At 61.1% G+C, this 14,971-nt stretch carries 17 protein-coding genes; 15 read left to right on the top strand and 2 right to left on the bottom strand.

What is annotated here, in order from left to right:
• Positions 1-13: 13 nt before the first annotated feature.
• From VV088_RS05685 to VV088_RS05705, 5 genes are read left to right on the top strand one after another with little or no spacing between them, the layout of a single operon-like run.
• Positions 14-1,045, top strand: a complete 1,032-nt coding sequence (locus VV088_RS05685; protein ID WP_334599806.1) for a DUF2804 domain-containing protein — start codon at positions 14-16, stop codon at positions 1,043-1,045.
• Entirely contained in the window at positions 1,039-1,641 is a 603-nt protein-coding gene (locus VV088_RS05690) for a M48 family metallopeptidase (RefSeq protein WP_334599807.1), read from the top strand. Before VV088_RS05685 ends, VV088_RS05690 begins: the two co-directional genes overlap by 7 nt.
• Positions 1,638-2,306, top strand: coding sequence for a YczE/YyaS/YitT family protein (locus VV088_RS05695; protein ID WP_334599809.1), 669 nt, complete (start codon positions 1,638-1,640; stop codon positions 2,304-2,306). The genes VV088_RS05690 and VV088_RS05695 overlap by 4 nt, the downstream gene beginning before the upstream one ends.
• 6 nt (positions 2,307-2,312) lie before the next feature.
• Positions 2,313-3,608, top strand: coding sequence for a replication-associated recombination protein A (locus VV088_RS05700; RefSeq protein ID WP_334599810.1), 1,296 nt, complete (start codon positions 2,313-2,315; stop codon positions 3,606-3,608).
• Positions 3,590-4,363: a sulfite exporter TauE/SafE family protein gene (locus VV088_RS05705; RefSeq protein WP_334599811.1), complete on the top strand. Its 774-nt coding sequence runs from the start codon at positions 3,590-3,592 to the stop codon at positions 4,361-4,363. The genes VV088_RS05700 and VV088_RS05705 overlap by 19 nt, the downstream gene beginning before the upstream one ends.
• A 25-nt stretch (positions 4,364-4,388) precedes the next feature.
• On the opposite strand, the gene VV088_RS05710 is transcribed toward VV088_RS05705, so the two are convergent.
• Positions 4,389-5,492, bottom strand: a complete 1,104-nt coding sequence (locus VV088_RS05710; RefSeq protein WP_334599812.1) for a DUF3810 domain-containing protein — start codon at positions 5,490-5,492, stop codon at positions 4,389-4,391.
• A complete protein-coding gene (locus tag VV088_RS05715) occupies positions 5,489-6,709 on the bottom strand; it encodes a tRNA(Met) cytidine acetate ligase (protein ID WP_334599814.1) in 1,221 nt (406 codons plus the stop codon). Before VV088_RS05715 ends, VV088_RS05710 begins: the two co-directional genes overlap by 4 nt.
• A gap of 162 nt (positions 6,710-6,871) precedes the next feature.
• On the opposite strand from VV088_RS05715, the gene VV088_RS05720 reads away from it, so the two are divergent.
• The 10 genes from VV088_RS05720 (at position 6,872) to VV088_RS05765 (ending at position 14,961) form a co-directional block, all read left to right on the top strand.
• Positions 6,872-8,065, top strand: a complete 1,194-nt coding sequence (locus VV088_RS05720) for an acetate/propionate family kinase (protein ID WP_334599815.1) — start codon at positions 6,872-6,874, stop codon at positions 8,063-8,065.
• Positions 8,066-8,186: 121 nt separating this feature from the next.
• Positions 8,187-8,429, top strand: coding sequence for a hypothetical protein (locus VV088_RS05725; RefSeq protein WP_334599816.1), 243 nt, complete (start codon positions 8,187-8,189; stop codon positions 8,427-8,429).
• 46 nt (positions 8,430-8,475) lie between these two features.
• On the top strand, positions 8,476-8,676 hold the full coding sequence (locus tag VV088_RS05730; RefSeq protein WP_334599817.1) for a DUF951 domain-containing protein: 201 nt from the start codon (positions 8,476-8,478) through the stop codon (positions 8,674-8,676).
• A gap of 19 nt (positions 8,677-8,695) precedes the next feature.
• Positions 8,696-9,583, top strand: coding sequence for a B12-binding domain-containing radical SAM protein (locus VV088_RS05735; protein ID WP_334599818.1), 888 nt, complete (start codon positions 8,696-8,698; stop codon positions 9,581-9,583).
• A gap of 305 nt (positions 9,584-9,888) precedes the next feature.
• Complete coding sequence (locus VV088_RS05740) at positions 9,889-10,902, top strand: cell wall hydrolase (protein ID WP_334599820.1); 1,014 nt, start codon at positions 9,889-9,891, stop codon at positions 10,900-10,902.
• Between the two features lie 233 nt (positions 10,903-11,135).
• A complete protein-coding gene (gene nusB, locus VV088_RS05745; RefSeq protein WP_334599821.1) occupies positions 11,136-11,636 on the top strand; it encodes a transcription antitermination factor NusB in 501 nt (166 codons plus the stop codon).
• Positions 11,636-12,568, top strand: a complete 933-nt coding sequence (locus VV088_RS05750) for a DNA-binding protein (protein ID WP_334599822.1) — start codon at positions 11,636-11,638, stop codon at positions 12,566-12,568. The genes nusB and VV088_RS05750 overlap by 1 nt, the downstream gene beginning before the upstream one ends.
• Positions 12,565-13,830 carry an exodeoxyribonuclease VII large subunit gene (xseA, locus tag VV088_RS05755; RefSeq protein WP_334599823.1) on the top strand — a complete coding sequence of 422 codons (1,266 nt, stop codon included), beginning with the start codon at positions 12,565-12,567 and terminating at the stop codon, positions 13,828-13,830. The genes VV088_RS05750 and xseA overlap by 4 nt, the downstream gene beginning before the upstream one ends.
• Before the next feature lie 14 nt (positions 13,831-13,844).
• On the top strand, positions 13,845-14,069 hold the full coding sequence (gene xseB, locus VV088_RS05760; protein ID WP_334599824.1) for an exodeoxyribonuclease VII small subunit: 225 nt from the start codon (positions 13,845-13,847) through the stop codon (positions 14,067-14,069).
• Between the two features lie 55 nt (positions 14,070-14,124).
• Positions 14,125-14,961 carry a polyprenyl synthetase family protein gene (locus tag VV088_RS05765; RefSeq protein ID WP_442913134.1) on the top strand — a complete coding sequence of 279 codons (837 nt, stop codon included), beginning with the start codon at positions 14,125-14,127 and terminating at the stop codon, positions 14,959-14,961.
• Positions 14,962-14,971 lie beyond the last annotated feature (10 nt).

The following is a 14,971-nucleotide window of genomic DNA, read 5'->3' on the forward strand; positions in this document are numbered from 1 at the left end:
GGGGCGGAGAGCTATGGAGCAGCACGAGATCACCAAAGCGGGCCCGCTGCTGGACCGGGACGGGAACCTGCGGGAGGCGGGCTACGCAAAGCGGATGCTGCCTGTCTATGACCGGAATGACGTAAAGGGCCATGCCCTGCGCATCAAGGAGTGGGACTACTATCTGGTGATGAACGGGCAGTTTGCTCTGGCGCTGACCATTGCGGATAACAGCTATATGGGGCTGGACTCCATCTCTCTGCTGGATTTCTGGGACAATACCCAGGTAACGAAAAGCCCCATGCGTCTGCTGCCCATGGGGAATACTGGCATGCCCTCCTCCTCGCTGGAGGGGGACAGCGCCTCCGGCGGACACGGCTACTCCCTGCTCTTCCGCCGTGAGGAGGACAAGCGGTCGCTCTATGCCCATATGGAACACTTCGACGGCCGGGTCCCTCTGGATGCGTATATTGAACTGACCGGCGAGCCGGAGGAGTCCATGGTTATCTGCACCCCCTTTGACAAGCCGGGCCACTTCTACTTCAACCAGAAGATCAACTGCCTGCGGGCCTCGGGGAAGGTGACGGTGGGGGAAAAGGAGTATATGATGGACCCCTCCGACACCTTCGCTGTGCTGGACTGGGGGAGGGGCGTGTGGACCTACCACAACACCTGGTACTGGGCGTCCGCCTCCGGACTGGTGGATGGGGTGACCTTCGGCTTCAACCTGGGCTACGGCTTTGGAAATACCGCCGCCGCCACCGAGAATATGCTCTTTTACAACGGAAAGGCCCACAAGCTGTCCAAGGTGCGCTTCCGCATCCCGGGGCGCCGGCGCCGGCGCCGCTACATGGACCAGTGGGAGTTTACCAGCGATGACGGCCGGTTCGAGATGCGCTTCGACCCCATCATGGACCGCTCTGCCCATACCAGTGCGGGGGTCCTCAAGTCGGAGCAGCACCAGGTCTTTGGCAAGTTCACCGGCCTGGCCCTGTTGGACGACGGCACGGAGGTCTTTGTCAAGGATTTTTTGGGCTTCGCGGAGGAAGTGGAGAACAAATGGTGAAGCACATGTCTCAGCTGCGGCTGGTGGACACCCCCGATGGCCCGATTACCTACACGCTGACCCGCAAGCGCGTTAAGCGGCTGATCTTATCGGTGGAGTACGGCGGCGCCGTGTTCCTCTCCGTTCCGCTGAGCTGTTCCCTGGGCCAGGCGGATGACTTTGTCCGGGAGAAGAGGGGATGGCTCCAGAAAGCCTCTGAACGGAGGAAGGCCCGGCAGAGGCCCCCTCTGCCTCACGTGTCCCGGGAGGAGTGCGCCCGGCTGCTGAAGGGGGCGCTGGACCGGGTCTACCCTCTGGTCCAGCCACTGGGGGTGTCCTATCCACTGCTGAAGCTGCGGCCGCTGAAGACACAGTGGGGCAACTGCCACTGGACTCAGGGGTACATCACCCTGAACACCGCTCTGGCCCGGTGTCCGGAGGAGCTGCGGGACTACGTGGCCCTTCATGAGCTGGTCCACTTTCTCCACCACGATCACGGGCCGGGCTTTTATGCCTGTATGGACGCCCTCATGCCCGACTGGCAGCGGCGGAGAACGGAGCTGAAGGGCTACGGCGGGGCGCTGGAGCACCACGGGGAAGGAAGCGAACAGACTTGAAACATCCATGTCGTTGGCTGATCTACGGCCTGGGCATGGCGGTGCTGGCCTTTGGGATCACACTGAACACCAAGGCGGGGCTGGGGGTCTCGCCCATCATCTCGGTGGCCTACAGTATATCTCAGATTTTTTCACTGAACTTTGGGGATATGACGTTTGTGCTCTATGTCCTCTTTGTGCTGGTCCAGCTGATCCTGCGGGACAAAAGGGAGCGGATTGCTACCCTGCTCCAGATCGTGGTCAGCCTGATCTTCAGCTGGCTGCTCAACCTGTTTGACATGCTGATCCCTTACCGCAGCGCGGATCACAGTCTGCCCGCCAATCTGGCTTTGCTGGCGGCAGCCATCTTTTTGACCGGACTGGGCATCGCTATGACGGTGAACATGCGGCTGGTCCCCAATCCGGGGGACGGCATCGTGCAGGCCGTCGCGGAACGGATCGGACGGGGGCAGGGCTTTACCAAAAATATCTTTGATGTGGGCTGTGTCTGTACCACAATCGTGGTTGGCTTCTGCTTTGCCCGGCCGCTGGTGGGGATCGGCGCAGGCACCATTGCGGCCATGGTCGGCGTGGGCCGGTCGGTCGCCCTGGTCAACCACTTGTTTCAGGAAAAAATGCTGGCCGCCGCCGGGATCTCAGCCCAGGCGGCCCAGGGAAAGGCGTGAGGAACGATGGCATACCGGCCGCTGGCGGATGAGATCCGGCCCACCAGTCTGGACGAGGTGGTGGGGCAAACCCATATTTTGGGCAAAAACGGCCTGCTCCGCCGGATTGTGGAGGGGGGCAGCGTCCCAAATCTGATTTTCTACGGCCCGTCGGGGACGGGAAAGACCACCGTGGCCAACATCATCGCCCAGCGGACCAACCGTCCGCTCCACCGGCTCAACGCCACCACCGCCTCCATCTCCGACATCAAGGACATCATGGCGGACATCGGCACCCTGCTGGCCCCGGAAGGAGTACTGCTCTACCTGGACGAGATCCAGTATTTTAACAAGAAGCAGCAGCAGTCCCTGCTGGAGTTTATGGAGGATGGCCGCATCACCCTGATCGCCTCCACCACGGAGAACCCCTTTTTTGCGGTGTTCGGAGCGGTGCTGTCCCGGGCCAGCGTCTTTGAGTTCAAGCAGATCACCGCCCGGGAGGTGCTTCCTGCAATCGACCGGGGCATCGGGATCATGGAACGGCGGCTGGGCGCAGAGGTGGTCTGCGAGGAGGGAGTTCGGACGCATATTGCCTCCGCCTGCGGAGGGGACGTGCGCAAGGCTATGAACGCCATCGAGCTGCTTCTCACGGCTGCCAGACAGGAGCAAGGGAAACTCCTTGTCACTCTGGAGGACGCGCAGACCGCCGCCCAGAAGTCGGCCATGCGCTACGACCGGGAGGGGGACGCCCACTTTGACATCGCCTCCGCCCTGATGAAGTCCCTCCGGGGCTCCGACCCGGATGCCGCCCTCCACTATCTGGCCCGTCTGCTGGAGGCGGGGGATCTGATTACCGCCATTCGCCGGATTCTGTGCTCGGCCAGCGAGGATATCGGACTGGCCTACCCCATGGCGGTCCCTATTGTGAAGGCGTGTGTGGACAACGCCCTTCAGCTCGGCCTTCCGGAGGCCAGGCTGCCCCTGGCCGAGGCGGTGATCCTCCTGGCCACCGCGCCCAAGTCCAACTCCGCCTGCATGGCCATCGACGCCGCTCTGGCCGACGTCCGGGCCGGGCGGACGGGGAGCATCCCCCGGGAACTGCAAAACGTCCACGCGGATTCTGCCGGGCAGGAGCGCAGCCAGGGCTACAAGTATCCACACAGCTTCCCCCGCCACTGGGTGGCCCAGCAGTATCTGCCGGATGAGCTGGCGGGGACCCGCTACTATCAATATGGCGACAACAAAACCGAACAGGCTGCCAAGCAGTATTGGGAGTCCATTAAAGGAAAACAGGAGAGAGACACATGGAATGGTCAGAACTGATACATATTTGGGTCATCGTCTGTCCGCTGGTATTTATCGGCGGATTGATCGATGCAGTGGCCGGAGGCGGCGGGCTGATCACCCTGCCGGCCTATTTGATCGCAGGGCTTCCGGCCCACATGGCGACCGGAACCAACAAATGCGGAAACGCCTTCGGAACGTTTTTGGCCACAGGCCGCTTTTTGAAGCGGGGCGACGTCCACCTTCCCACCGCTGTGGCCGGCGCGGCCGGCGCGCTGGTGGGGGCCTGGATCGGTGTTCAGATCAACCTGATCATGCCGGAGCAGGTGCTGTACTATGTGATGCTGGCCGTGGTTCCGGTGATGGCCGTTGTCCTGCTGATGAAACGAAATTTTGGACAGGAGGACCGCTCCGCAGAGTTAGGCACGCTCCAGCTGATGGCGATGTCCCTGGGGATCGGGCTGGTAATCGGCTGCTACGACGGCTTCTTCGGTCCGGGGGCGGGGACATTTTTGATGCTGGCCTTTACCGGGCTGTGCCGGTTTGACCTGCTGACTGCGTCCGGCAACACCAAGCTGGCCAATTCTGCCAGCCTGCTGGCATCGCTGGTCACCTTTGCGCTGGCCGGGAAGGTGATATGGAGCGTGGGCATCCCCGCTGCCGTCTGCGGCATTGCAGGCAACTATGTGGGCTCCAGCCTGGCGCTGAAGGGGGGAGCGAAGGTCATCCGCCCCATGTTCTTCGTTGTACTGGTCCTGTTGCTGGCTCGGCTGATCTACGGCCTGTTCGCTTGAAAAAAGCCGCCCGATGGGCGGCTTTTTACGCGGCCTCAGGGCCGTAGTAGTGAACCAGCAGGTCTACGCAGGCGCCATAGGAGCGGATTCCAAGTTCCTGGTCGTTGCCCTTGAGGAAGGAGTCATACATATCGCCCGCCACAGTTTCCATCGGAGATTCCAGCGCCTTCCAGTAGGCGTTGTTGTCCTCCCAGTCGATGGCCAGCTCCAGGGTAAAGGTGCGCCCGGCGATGTCGTACCATATGTCGGGAGAAACGGAGTATAACGCATTGCACAGCTGGATCAGTCCCATCAGCCAGCCGGAATACTGGAACACCGCATCATCACAGGTGGTGCAGGCGGCGATTCCTACAAAGTTGGCCTCCAGCTCGGAGGATACCATCCGCTGATGGGCCATCTCATGGGAGATGGTGGCAGGCACCAGACAGGCGGGGGCGTCTACATTGACATTTGCCTCGCCGGTGAACGGAAAATAGACTCCAGTAAAGCCTAAAATGCTCTGCAATCTGGAGAACAGCAAGGGTTTTGGCCTTATAGAATTTATGAACAGGGAAGGGAACTGCTCCGAGACCGCTTGATAGACGGCCGGGGCGCCCTCAAACCAGCCGGACAGATCTTTGACGAAATGCCCCTCGCTGTCCCTGGGCATCTGGGGGGCCAGAGCGGCGGCCTGCCGGGCGAAGAATTCGGTGACCGCAGCCAGCTCCTCTACAGAGCAGGGGCTGGTCTCCAGGCCCTCCCGCTGGGAGAAGGTGGGGATGTAGTAGGCGGCGTTCCACAGCCAGCACAGTCCCGCCCACAGCCAGAGCCAGGCTGCGGCCAGCGCGGCCAGACGGCGCAGGAGGGGCAGCAGTTTTTTCTGCCGCCACACCAGCACCACCGCCCGGATCAGCCAGACCAGACAGCCGGTCAGAAAGAGAACGGTCAGCAGTTCGGCCACTGAGAAGGGGAATACGGCCCAGAGCCGGCCCAAAAACTGCTCTGTGGGGGCCATGACGCCGAATACCCACTTCGTCATGAGGGACTGATTGCCCTTCAGCCACTGGAACAGGATCACCAGTGCCAGGGGAAGGGTGATGACGCCCAGCCAACGCCAGGCCGGGCTGATGGTTTCCTGTGTTTTTTTCATAGGTTCTCCTTGCGGGGCGGACGGCAGAGGGCCGTCTCCTGCTGTGTCATGACAGGACCGGCGGTCCACTCCAGCCCGCACGGCTGGGGCGTAGGGAAGCAGAGGGTAAAGAGGTCGGTGAACCGTTCCTCCAGAGCGAAAAGCGTCTGCGCATCCTGGGAAAAGCGGCGGAAGGTCCTGTCGTGGATGTGGGCGGCCTTGACGAAGAAGGGGAGGGCGGCCCGGCGGTTCATCTCTCTCAGCAGCGCCTGCCCCCGTCTGTTGAACCCCAGTACCCGGATGTAGGGGGGGGCGGCGGGGATATCCTGGTTCCGCAGGCCCAGCAGGGCGTAAAGGGCCAGCCGCCGCACCCGGGCATGGGCGTAGGTCCTGGTCTTGGCCAGTGCGTACAGTGTGTCCAGCCCGGCGGTCTGCCGGGCGGCGTACAGCAGGCGGGCGGCCAGGCCGTCGCCGCTGTCCGGGAGGGATTCCGCCTCCTCCAGCGTCATGGAGCGCAGCCGGGCGATGAGCGCCCGCTCGCACCATCTCAGGTCTGTGGACTCTCCCGTCCAGGGCAGGGACAGGAAGGGGGCGGCCTGGTCTGTCTCTCCCGCCCGGAGCCACCGGCGCAGGAGGGAGGCGGAGACAAAGCCGTCTGCGGCATCCCCATCGTGGGCCGCGCCCCGGCGGGGGATGGTGACCGCGTCCATTCCGGCGGGCAGGAAGCGGAGGTACTCCACCCCCAGGTTGTTGTTGGGCGTATCCAGGAGGGCGGCCTGTTCCGGTCCCAGCAGACGCTCTGCCGCCGCGCGGCGGCGCTGGGCGAAGGATTGTTTCGGCCCCAGCTCCTGGCGCAGGGCCTGGGAAAACTCCGGGCTGTTGAGGCACTGGGCCAGTGCTTTCAGCGGTTGGACCTCCCCGCACTCACTGCCGAAGGAGAGGATGTCCACCACTCCGGCGGCCTCCAGAATGGCCATCGCGCCTCTGGCAAAGCCCTCCGCTGAGGCGGCTGCCCACACCGTAGGCAGCTCCAGCACCAGGTCAACGCCTCCGGCCAGGGCCATTCCGGTCCGGGTCCATTTGTCCGTAATGGCGCACTCCCCCCGCTGGACCCAGTTGCCGCTCATAACGGACACAATGGCGGTCTCCTCCGAAAAGAGCCGGCGGGTTTCTGCGATGTGCCAGGCGTGTCCGGTATGGAAGGGGTTGTATTCGGCGACGATCCCGATCGTTTTCAAGGGCGGACCTCCCGGTAAAAAATATTTGGATGAAATGTGAAAAAGTGGTTGTCCCCGAGAAGAAAAAGCGTTAAAATAGAAGCATCATCCGGGCTGCCTCTATTTTAGTACATTCTTCGGTGAGAGGCAACCCAAATTTGATTTGAGAAGGAGACGATCCCCATGAATATTTTGGTTATCAACGCCGGCAGCTCTTCGCTGAAGTACCAGCTGCTCAACCCCGAGACCCAGCAGGTGCTGGCCAAGGGCCTGTGCGAGCGCATCGGTATCGACGGCAAGTTTACCTATAAGCCCGAGGGCAAGGAACCCGTCAAAGAGGCCGATGTGGCCATGCCCACCCACAATGAGGCCATCAAGGCCGTGCTGGACGCCCTGGTGGACGCCAAAAACGGCGTGATCGGCTCTATGAAGGAGATCGACGCGGTCGGTCACCGGGTGGTCCACGGCGGCGAGAAGTTTGCCCGGTCCGTTCTGATCACCGATGAGGTGATGGCCGCCATCGAGGAGTGCAACCCTCTGGCTCCTCTCCACAATCCCGCCAATATCATCGGGATCAGGGCCTGTCAGGCTCTGATGCCCGGCACCCCCATGGTGGCCGTGTTCGATACCGCCTTCCATCAGACCATGCCCGCCGCCGCCTATATGTACGCCCTGCCCTATGAGTATTATGAGAAGGACAAGGTCCGCCGCTACGGCTTCCACGGCACCTCCCACAAGTATGTCACCCAGCGGGCCGCCGCCATGCTGGGCAAACCCATCGAGGAGCTGAAGCTCATCTCCTGCCATCTGGGCAACGGTTCCTCCATCACCGCTGTGGACGGCGGAAAGAGTGTAGATACCTCCATGGGCTTCACCCCTCTGGCCGGACTGCCGATGGGCACCCGCTGCGGCGATATTGATGCGGGTATCCTCCAGTACCTGATGAATCAGTACGGGATGGGGATCGATGAGATGCTGAACATCCTGAACAAGAAGTCCGGTGTGGAGGGCCTGAGCTGTGTCAGCTCCGACTTCCGTGACCTGGAGTCCGCCGCCGGCAAGGGCGATGAGAAGGCCGCGCTGGCTCAGAAGAAGTTTGCCTATGAGGTGAAGAAGTACGTGGGCGCTTATGCCGCCGCTATGGGCGGGGTGGACGCGGTCATCTTCACCGCCGGTGTGGGCGAGAACGACAAGGCGATCCGCTCCATGGTCTGCGAGGGTCTGGAGTACATGGGCGTGAAGCTGGACGCCGCCGCCAATGATGTCCGGGGAGAGGAGAAGGTCATCTCCGCCGCGGACTCCAAGGCAAAGGTCCTGCTGATCCCCACCAACGAGGAGCTGATGATCGCCATCGATACTGCAGCGCTGGCTAAGTAAACAGAATCCCTCCGAAAAGGCGGACGCGCTGCGTCCGCCTTTTTGCGTCATTGACAACGGTCATGTCCATACACTATAATAAAAAATGACAGCAACAAATTAAAATTTACGGAGGAAGGATATGAAAAATATTTGGAAATATATCTTAGCGGGGTTTGCAGTTGCTATTGGCGGAATGTTTGTATCTGATTTGGCAGGGAACTTTTTTAATGGTTTAGGAGGCTATGGCTTTGGCTGTATTTTAGGTATTTGCATGTATCTGTGTGTTGTCATTGTGACGTGTACTGGAATCATCGTGGCTGAACTTCATAAGAACACGCATGTTGATGAGGGCAGCGAAAACAAGAGCGAATTAGAATTATAAATTACCAATTACCATTCTAATCAGCACTATTTGACAGGAGGCCAGCATGGATATCCACGTCAACGATATACTAAAGATGAAGAAGCCCCACCCCTGCGGCAGTCCGGAATGGCTAGTCCTCCGGGTCGGGATGGATTTCAAGCTGCGCTGTCAGGGCTGCGGACGCGAGGTGATGCTGCCCCGCAGCAAGGCGGAAAAAAACATCCGGAAGGTGTTCCGTGACAGCCAGCCGGTGGAAAATCTGTAAAGGAAAGGAGCCTTACGATATGCGCTACGACAGCGATCTGCTCTACCGTCCGCCGGGAGAGTGGAAGAGCTACCTGCTCCAATGCACCATTGGGTGCTCCAATAATCAGTGCACCTTTTGCGGCATGTACAAATCCAAGCGCTTCCGTATTCGCCCGGTGTCTGAGATTCTGGAGGACATCGACATGGCCCGGGACTACTACGGTCCGGAGCTGCGGCGGGTATTTCTTATGGACGGCGACGCTATTATCATGAAGACGGGGGAGCTTCTGCAGATTCTCCGCAAGCTCTATGAGAGCTTTCCCAAGCTGGAGAAGGTGACGCTCTATGCCGGCCCCAAGAGCACCCTGTCCAAAACGCCGGAGGAGCTGAAAGCCCTTCATGAGGCGGGGCTGTCCCGGGCCTATCTGGGGGTGGAGAGCGGCAGTGATCAGGTCCTTCAATTTATTCACAAGGGCTGCTCCGCCGAACAGATGCTGCTGGCCGGACAGCGCCTGGTGGAGGCGGGCATCGACCTGTGGGTCACCATAATCCTGGGCATGACCGGGGCCAACGGGGAGGGCGGCAACTGGGAGGAGCATATCCTGTCCACCGCCAAAATGATCAACGCCATGAAGCCCCGGCACCTGTCCGCTATGACCTTCGCTCCCGCCAAAGGGACCCCTCTGGGGGAGGATGTGCTGGCCGGCCGCTTTGAAGTCTGCTCCGCCGACCATGTGCTGGAGGAGTGCCGCCTGCTGATCGAGCACCTGGACGTGGCCCCCCTCCACTTTACCAGCAATCACGCCTCCAATTATTTGCCGCTGAAGGGCGGCCTGCCCGAGGACCGGGAACAGTTCCTGGACATGATTGATCAGGCGCTGGCCGGAAAGATCCGCCTGCGAAAAACCTTGAACCGGGGCATTTAAAGGACAAATGAGCGCCCTTCTGCTGGCTGTCATGGCCGGCAGGGGGCTTTTTTATGGATACACGCTTTCTGTCAAGATTTGGGAACAGTGGTCGAAAGAAGGAAAAAGAGCCGCTATTCCTGTGAATTTCTAACAACTTATACAATTTAGGCTGACCAATTCTAGTCAGTTTTGCCCTTGTTTTGCATTTCATGATTGGTTACAATGTGGTTACAAAAGTAACAGCGGTTGCTTTTGGTTGTCATAATTTTGGCCCTGGTTGTCATAATTTTGACATGACTCGCAACAAAAAAGGAGTGCAGACAATGAAGCGAAAGCTGATTTCCATGATGCTCAGCGTCTTTGCCATGCTCCTCCTGATGGGTGCGGCTGCCGATACTGAGCCTGCGGCCGCCCTCGTGGCAGAGGAGGAGAGCGCCGTCTCTCAGGAGTCGGAGCTTGAGACTGAAGCGCAATTTCCCGATGAGGGATCGGACCTGGAGGTCCCGGATGAGGGAGAGGCTGACGCCTCCGAACCCAGTTCGGACGATCCCTACGACTACAGCAACAGCCCCATGGTCCCGCCCATCGCGGTGACGGGGGACTCCAAGCTGCTCATTAACGGCCGGCCCGCGCCGCTGGAGCTGAACAAGGAGCTGCAGAACGGCGTTACCTATGTGTCACTGTCCGTGATGACCCGCCAGCTGGCCCCCACGGCCGAGATCAGCTGGGATGGCTCCGCCGCCCGGGTGGTCACAGATCAGCTGACTCTCACCGCCGAGGTGGGACAGCTCTATGTGGAGGCCAACGGACGGTACCTCTATGTGCCTGATACGGTGCAGCTGACCCAGGCGGGGCAGGTGATCGTCCCCCTGCGTGTGGTGGCGAAGGCGTTCAACGCTGAGGTCGGCTACGACCCTGAGACCGGTTTGACCACCATCACCAGCGGCTACGGTGCGATTCAGAGCGGGGACGAGTTTTATAATCCAGATAATCTGTTCTGGCTGTCCCGGGTGATTCACCGGGAGAGCGGCAATCAGCCTATGGAGGGCAAAATGGCTGTGGGCAACGTTGTGCTCAACCGGGTGGCCGACCCCGTTTTCCCGGACACGGTGGAGAGCGTGCTGGCGCAGAAGAACCAGTTCAGCACCTATGCCTCCGGCGTGCTGGCTGCAACAGAGCCCTCCGCCTCCAGTACCATCGCCGCCAAGCTGGTGATGGACGGCGGCGTGGTGGAGGAGACCCGAGGCGCGCTGTATTTTGATTCCGGCTCCAACAGCTGGGCCGCGCGGAACAAGCAGCTGATCGCCACCATCGGCGGTCACAAATTCTACGGATGATCAAACAGGGACGCTTTTCAGCGTCCCTGTTGTTTTGCGTTCAGACTGCCCGCCGCCGACTGAACCAGCGGACTTGTTCGGGAACTCTTCCGCTCCGCCGTGGACCATCGGACGGAGACGCACGGGAAATGACGGCCTCTGAAAAGAATTTCAAAATAGGGCTTTTCTTTTTGTATATTCATGTATATAATACTTTAGGAAGTTTATGGACCGAGAAACAGGAGGCTGTACCTATGACAAGAAGCAGTGCGAGAGAAATCGCCATGCATATTATTTTTTCCCTTGGCTTTGACGACCGCAGCGCCCAGGAGGTACTGGACGCGGAGCTGAACCGGGAGCGGTTTCAGGAGCTGGCAGAAGAGCTGCCGCTGTATGAGCAGTTCCCCAATGAGAAGCAGGAACGCTACATACGGGAACTGGTCCAGGGCGTGTTTTCCCATGGGCCGGAGCTGGATGACTGCATCAGCCGTTATTCGGTGGGATGGGCCTTTGCCCGGATTCCCCGCATGGCGGCGGCAGTTATGCGCACCGCCATGTACGAGGTGCTTTATATGCCGGACATCCCCAACGCCGCCGCGATCAACGAGGCGGTGGAGATTGCGAAAAAGTATGAGCCGGTGGAGGTGGTCTCCTTTGTCAACGGCATTCTGGGCACCTTCGTCCGGACGGAATTTGAGGATACTCCGCCTAAGCCGGAGAAAACAGCGGACCCATCCAAGCAGGAGGAAGCATAATGCCTGTTCTGGGATTGGATACCAGCAATTACACGACCTCTGCCGCCCTGTTTGACGGGCAGGCGGGCGAAAATCTCGGCCAGCTGCTGGAGGTGCGGTCCGGCGAGCTGGGGCTGCGTCAGAGCGAGGCTCTGTTTCAGCATGTAAGGCGCCTGCCGGAGCTTCTGGAGCGGCTGCTGGGGGAGCGCCCTGTGCTTCAGGCCGTGGGGGCCTCTACCCGTCCCAGAGCGGTGGAGGGTTCCTATATGCCCTGCTTTCTGGCAGGGGAGTCCCAGGGCCGGGGAATCGCCGCCGCATTGGGAGTACCCTTTTACAGCCACTCCCATCAGCAGGGACACCTGGCCGCTGCCGCCTGGTCCGCTGGACGGCTCGACTTACTGGATACGCCCTTCCTGGCTTGGCACCTGTCCGGCGGGACCACAGAGCTGCTGCTGGTCAGGCCGGAGGGGACCTCTGTCGCCGCCGAGATCATCGGCGGCACCAGCGACCTGTCCGCCGGACAGCTCATTGACCGCACCGGCCTGCTTCTGGGCCTTCCGTTCCCGGCGGGAAGGGCGCTGGATGGGCTGTACAGTCAGGCGAACGCCTGCTATGAGCCTCGTGTCAAGCTGAAAGACCTTACCTTTTCTCTGTCCGGCATGGAGAACCAGGTCAAGGCCCTGGCCGAGGAGGGCGAGCTTCCGGCCAACATTGCCCGCTTCACGCTGGACGCTATTTCCAATGTGGTGTGGCGCGCGACCCAGGAGGCGCAGAGACAGTATCCCGGCCTGCCGGTCCTCTGCTCCGGAGGGGTAGCCTCGAACAGTCAGCTTCGGGCCGGACTGACCAAACTCTGCGGAGCGGTGTTTGCGGAGCCGCGTTACTCCACCGACAACGCCATGGGCGCCGCCATCCTAACCTGGAGGGCGGCGCAGAAGGAGGGTGCGCGATGAGCGGACAAACGGATACAGTCTTGACTCCCAGTCAGGTGGGGGCATATGTGAACGGCATGCTGGCACGGGACCGGAGGATGGCCAAGCTGTCGGTGCAGGGCGAGGTGTCCAACTATACGGTCTCCAACAAAGGGCACCACTATTTTACGCTGAAGGATGAGGAGGGCTCGCTGCGGTGTGTGATGTTTCAGGGCCGGGCCCAGTTTCTGCGGTTTCAGCTGCGGGACGGGATGCAGGTGATTGCCTCCGGTCAGGCGTCGGTCTATATCCCCAGCGGACAGTACCAGCTGCGCTGCAATACGGTCCAGCCGGATGGGATCGGAGAGCTTGCTCTGGCCTTTGAGCAGCTGAAGGAAAAGCTGGACCGGGAGGGACTCTTCGATCCAGCGCACAAGAAACCGATCCCGGCCATACCCAAGCGGATCGCTCTGATCACCTCTCCCACCGGGGACGCGGTGCACGATATGATTGAGATCCTGGGGAAGCGGTGGCCGATGGCGGAGGTCCTCATTGTTCCGACCAGAGTCCAGGGCAAGGAGGCCCCCGGCGAAATCGCTGCCGCCATCCGCTGGGCGGACCAGCATCAGATCGCGGATCTGCTGATCACCGGCCGGGGCGGAGGCTCCGTGGAGGAGTTGTGGGCCTTCAACGAGGAGGTCGTGGCCCGGGCCATCTACAACACCGAGACCCCGATCATGGCCGCTGTGGGCCATGAGCCGGATGTGACCATCGCAGACGCGGTCGCTGATTTCCGTGCCCGGACCCCCTCGAACGCAGCGGAGGAGGCGGTGCCCGACCAGGCAGTAGTCCGAAGGGCGCTTCTGCAGGACCAGAAGCGGCTGGAGGGCGCTTTGCTCCGAATCCTGGGCCGTTACCGCCAGAACATCAACCGGCTGGCCAACAGCCGCTCTATGACAGATCCCGCCTCCTTCTTCCGGGAAAAACGGCTGCGGCTGACCCACCAGCACAGCAAGCTCCTCCACAGTATGGAGCGTGCCGCCTCAGGAAATCGGGAACGGTTGAATACGCTGTCTGCCCGGCTGTCCAGCGGGATGGAGCGGACCACCTCCCGCAAGCGGGAGCAGATGAGGACCCAGGCCGCCGCCCTGGATGCGATGAGTCCTCTGAAGGTGCTGGCCCGGGGTTACTCCGTCGTCCAGCGAGAGGACGGAAAGGCCGTTCTCTCCACAAAGGATGTCCAGACCGGGGATAAGCTGAAGCTTACTCTGACAGACGGCAGCGTGAACTGCCGGGTATTATAGAAGGGAGTACATTGATGGACGAGAAAAATCTGGATTTTGAGCATGCCATGGTCCGGCTGGAGAATATCGTGGCCTTGCTGGAGAAGGGCGACGCGCCCCTGGGGCAGGCCATGGCGCTGTTTGAGGAGGGTGCCATGCTGCTGCGGGAGTGTACCCGGCAGCTGGACGAAGCGGAGCAGAAGGTGACACTGCTTACCGCAGCGCCCACCGTTCCAGCGGATGACAGGGCGCCGTTCTGAGGTGTTGGGTAACATGGAAAAAGGCTTTACAAAGCAGATGGCACAGGACCTTGCCATGATAGCAGACTGTCTGAAGCAGGTTTTTGCAGGACACGTCCGGTATGCCGGTCTGCAGGAGGCGATGGAGTATTCTCTGATGGCGGGAGGCAAACGAATCCGGCCGGTCCTCACCCTGGAGACCTGCCGCCTGTGCGGCGGAGCCCCGGAGGCTGCACTGCCCTTTGCCTGTGCCGTAGAGATGGTCCACACCTACTCCTTGATCCACGACGACCTGCCCGCCATGGATAACGATGACCTGCGCCGGGGACTCCCGACCAACCATGTGGTCTACGGGGAGGCCACTGCCATCCTGGCGGGGGACGCCCTCCTCACCGCCGCCTTTGAGCAGCTGACACGGACAGATCTGCCTGCGGAACGGATCGTGGAGGCGGTGCGGTGTCTGTCTCAGGCCGCCGGCTCCGCCGGGATGGCGGGGGGACAGGCGCTGGATATGGCAGGCGAGGGCCGCGCCCTGGGCCGGGAGGAGCTGGAGCTTCTTCAAAGCCTGAAAACAGGGGCGCTCCTGTCCGCCGCTGCGGAGCTGGGCTGCATCGCCGCCGGAGGAACTGCCGGACAGCGGGCCCAGGTGCGCGCCTACGCCCAGGCTCTGGGCCAGGCATTTCAGATTCGGGACGATATGCTGGATGTCACCAGCTCAGAGGAGGAGCTAGGCAAGCCGGTTGGCTCGGATCAGGTCAACGGGAAGAGTACGTTTGTGACCGCCCTGGGTCTGGACGGCTGTGCCATGCGGATCGAGCAGCTGACCCAGCAGGGGATCGAGGCGCTCAGCGGCTTTGCCGCCCCTGAGTTTCATATCTGGCTGGCCCGGCAGCTGGCCCAGCGGACGAACTGAGTCCAGGAGG

Source organism: Lawsonibacter sp. JLR.KK007 (assembly GCF_036941135.1).
GTDB lineage: Bacteria > Bacillota > Clostridia > Oscillospirales > Oscillospiraceae > Lawsonibacter.

Coding starts and splice junctions, on each gene's coding strand:
- VV088_RS05690 (WP_334599807.1), top strand. CDS start 1,039: ATGGTGAAGCACATGTCTCAGCTGCGGCTGGTGGACACCCCCGATGGC.
- VV088_RS05705 (WP_334599811.1), top strand. CDS start 3,590: ATGGAATGGTCAGAACTGATACATATTTGGGTCATCGTCTGTCCGCTG.
- VV088_RS05765 (WP_442913134.1), top strand. CDS start 14,125: ATGATAGCAGACTGTCTGAAGCAGGTTTTTGCAGGACACGTCCGGTAT.
- xseB (WP_334599824.1), top strand. CDS start 13,845: ATGGACGAGAAAAATCTGGATTTTGAGCATGCCATGGTCCGGCTGGAG.
- VV088_RS05685 (WP_334599806.1), top strand. CDS start 14: ATGGAGCAGCACGAGATCACCAAAGCGGGCCCGCTGCTGGACCGGGAC.
- VV088_RS05750 (WP_334599822.1), top strand. CDS start 11,636: ATGCCTGTTCTGGGATTGGATACCAGCAATTACACGACCTCTGCCGCC.
- VV088_RS05700 (WP_334599810.1), top strand. CDS start 2,313: ATGGCATACCGGCCGCTGGCGGATGAGATCCGGCCCACCAGTCTGGAC.
- VV088_RS05740 (WP_334599820.1), top strand. CDS start 9,889: ATGAAGCGAAAGCTGATTTCCATGATGCTCAGCGTCTTTGCCATGCTC.
- VV088_RS05720 (WP_334599815.1), top strand. CDS start 6,872: ATGAATATTTTGGTTATCAACGCCGGCAGCTCTTCGCTGAAGTACCAG.
- xseA (WP_334599823.1), top strand. CDS start 12,565: ATGAGCGGACAAACGGATACAGTCTTGACTCCCAGTCAGGTGGGGGCA.
- VV088_RS05730 (WP_334599817.1), top strand. CDS start 8,476: ATGGATATCCACGTCAACGATATACTAAAGATGAAGAAGCCCCACCCC.
- VV088_RS05710 (WP_334599812.1), bottom strand. CDS start 5,492: ATGAAAAAAACACAGGAAACCATCAGCCCGGCCTGGCGTTGGCTGGGC.
- nusB (WP_334599821.1), top strand. CDS start 11,136: ATGACAAGAAGCAGTGCGAGAGAAATCGCCATGCATATTATTTTTTCC.
- VV088_RS05725 (WP_334599816.1), top strand. CDS start 8,187: ATGAAAAATATTTGGAAATATATCTTAGCGGGGTTTGCAGTTGCTATT.
- VV088_RS05735 (WP_334599818.1), top strand. CDS start 8,696: ATGCGCTACGACAGCGATCTGCTCTACCGTCCGCCGGGAGAGTGGAAG.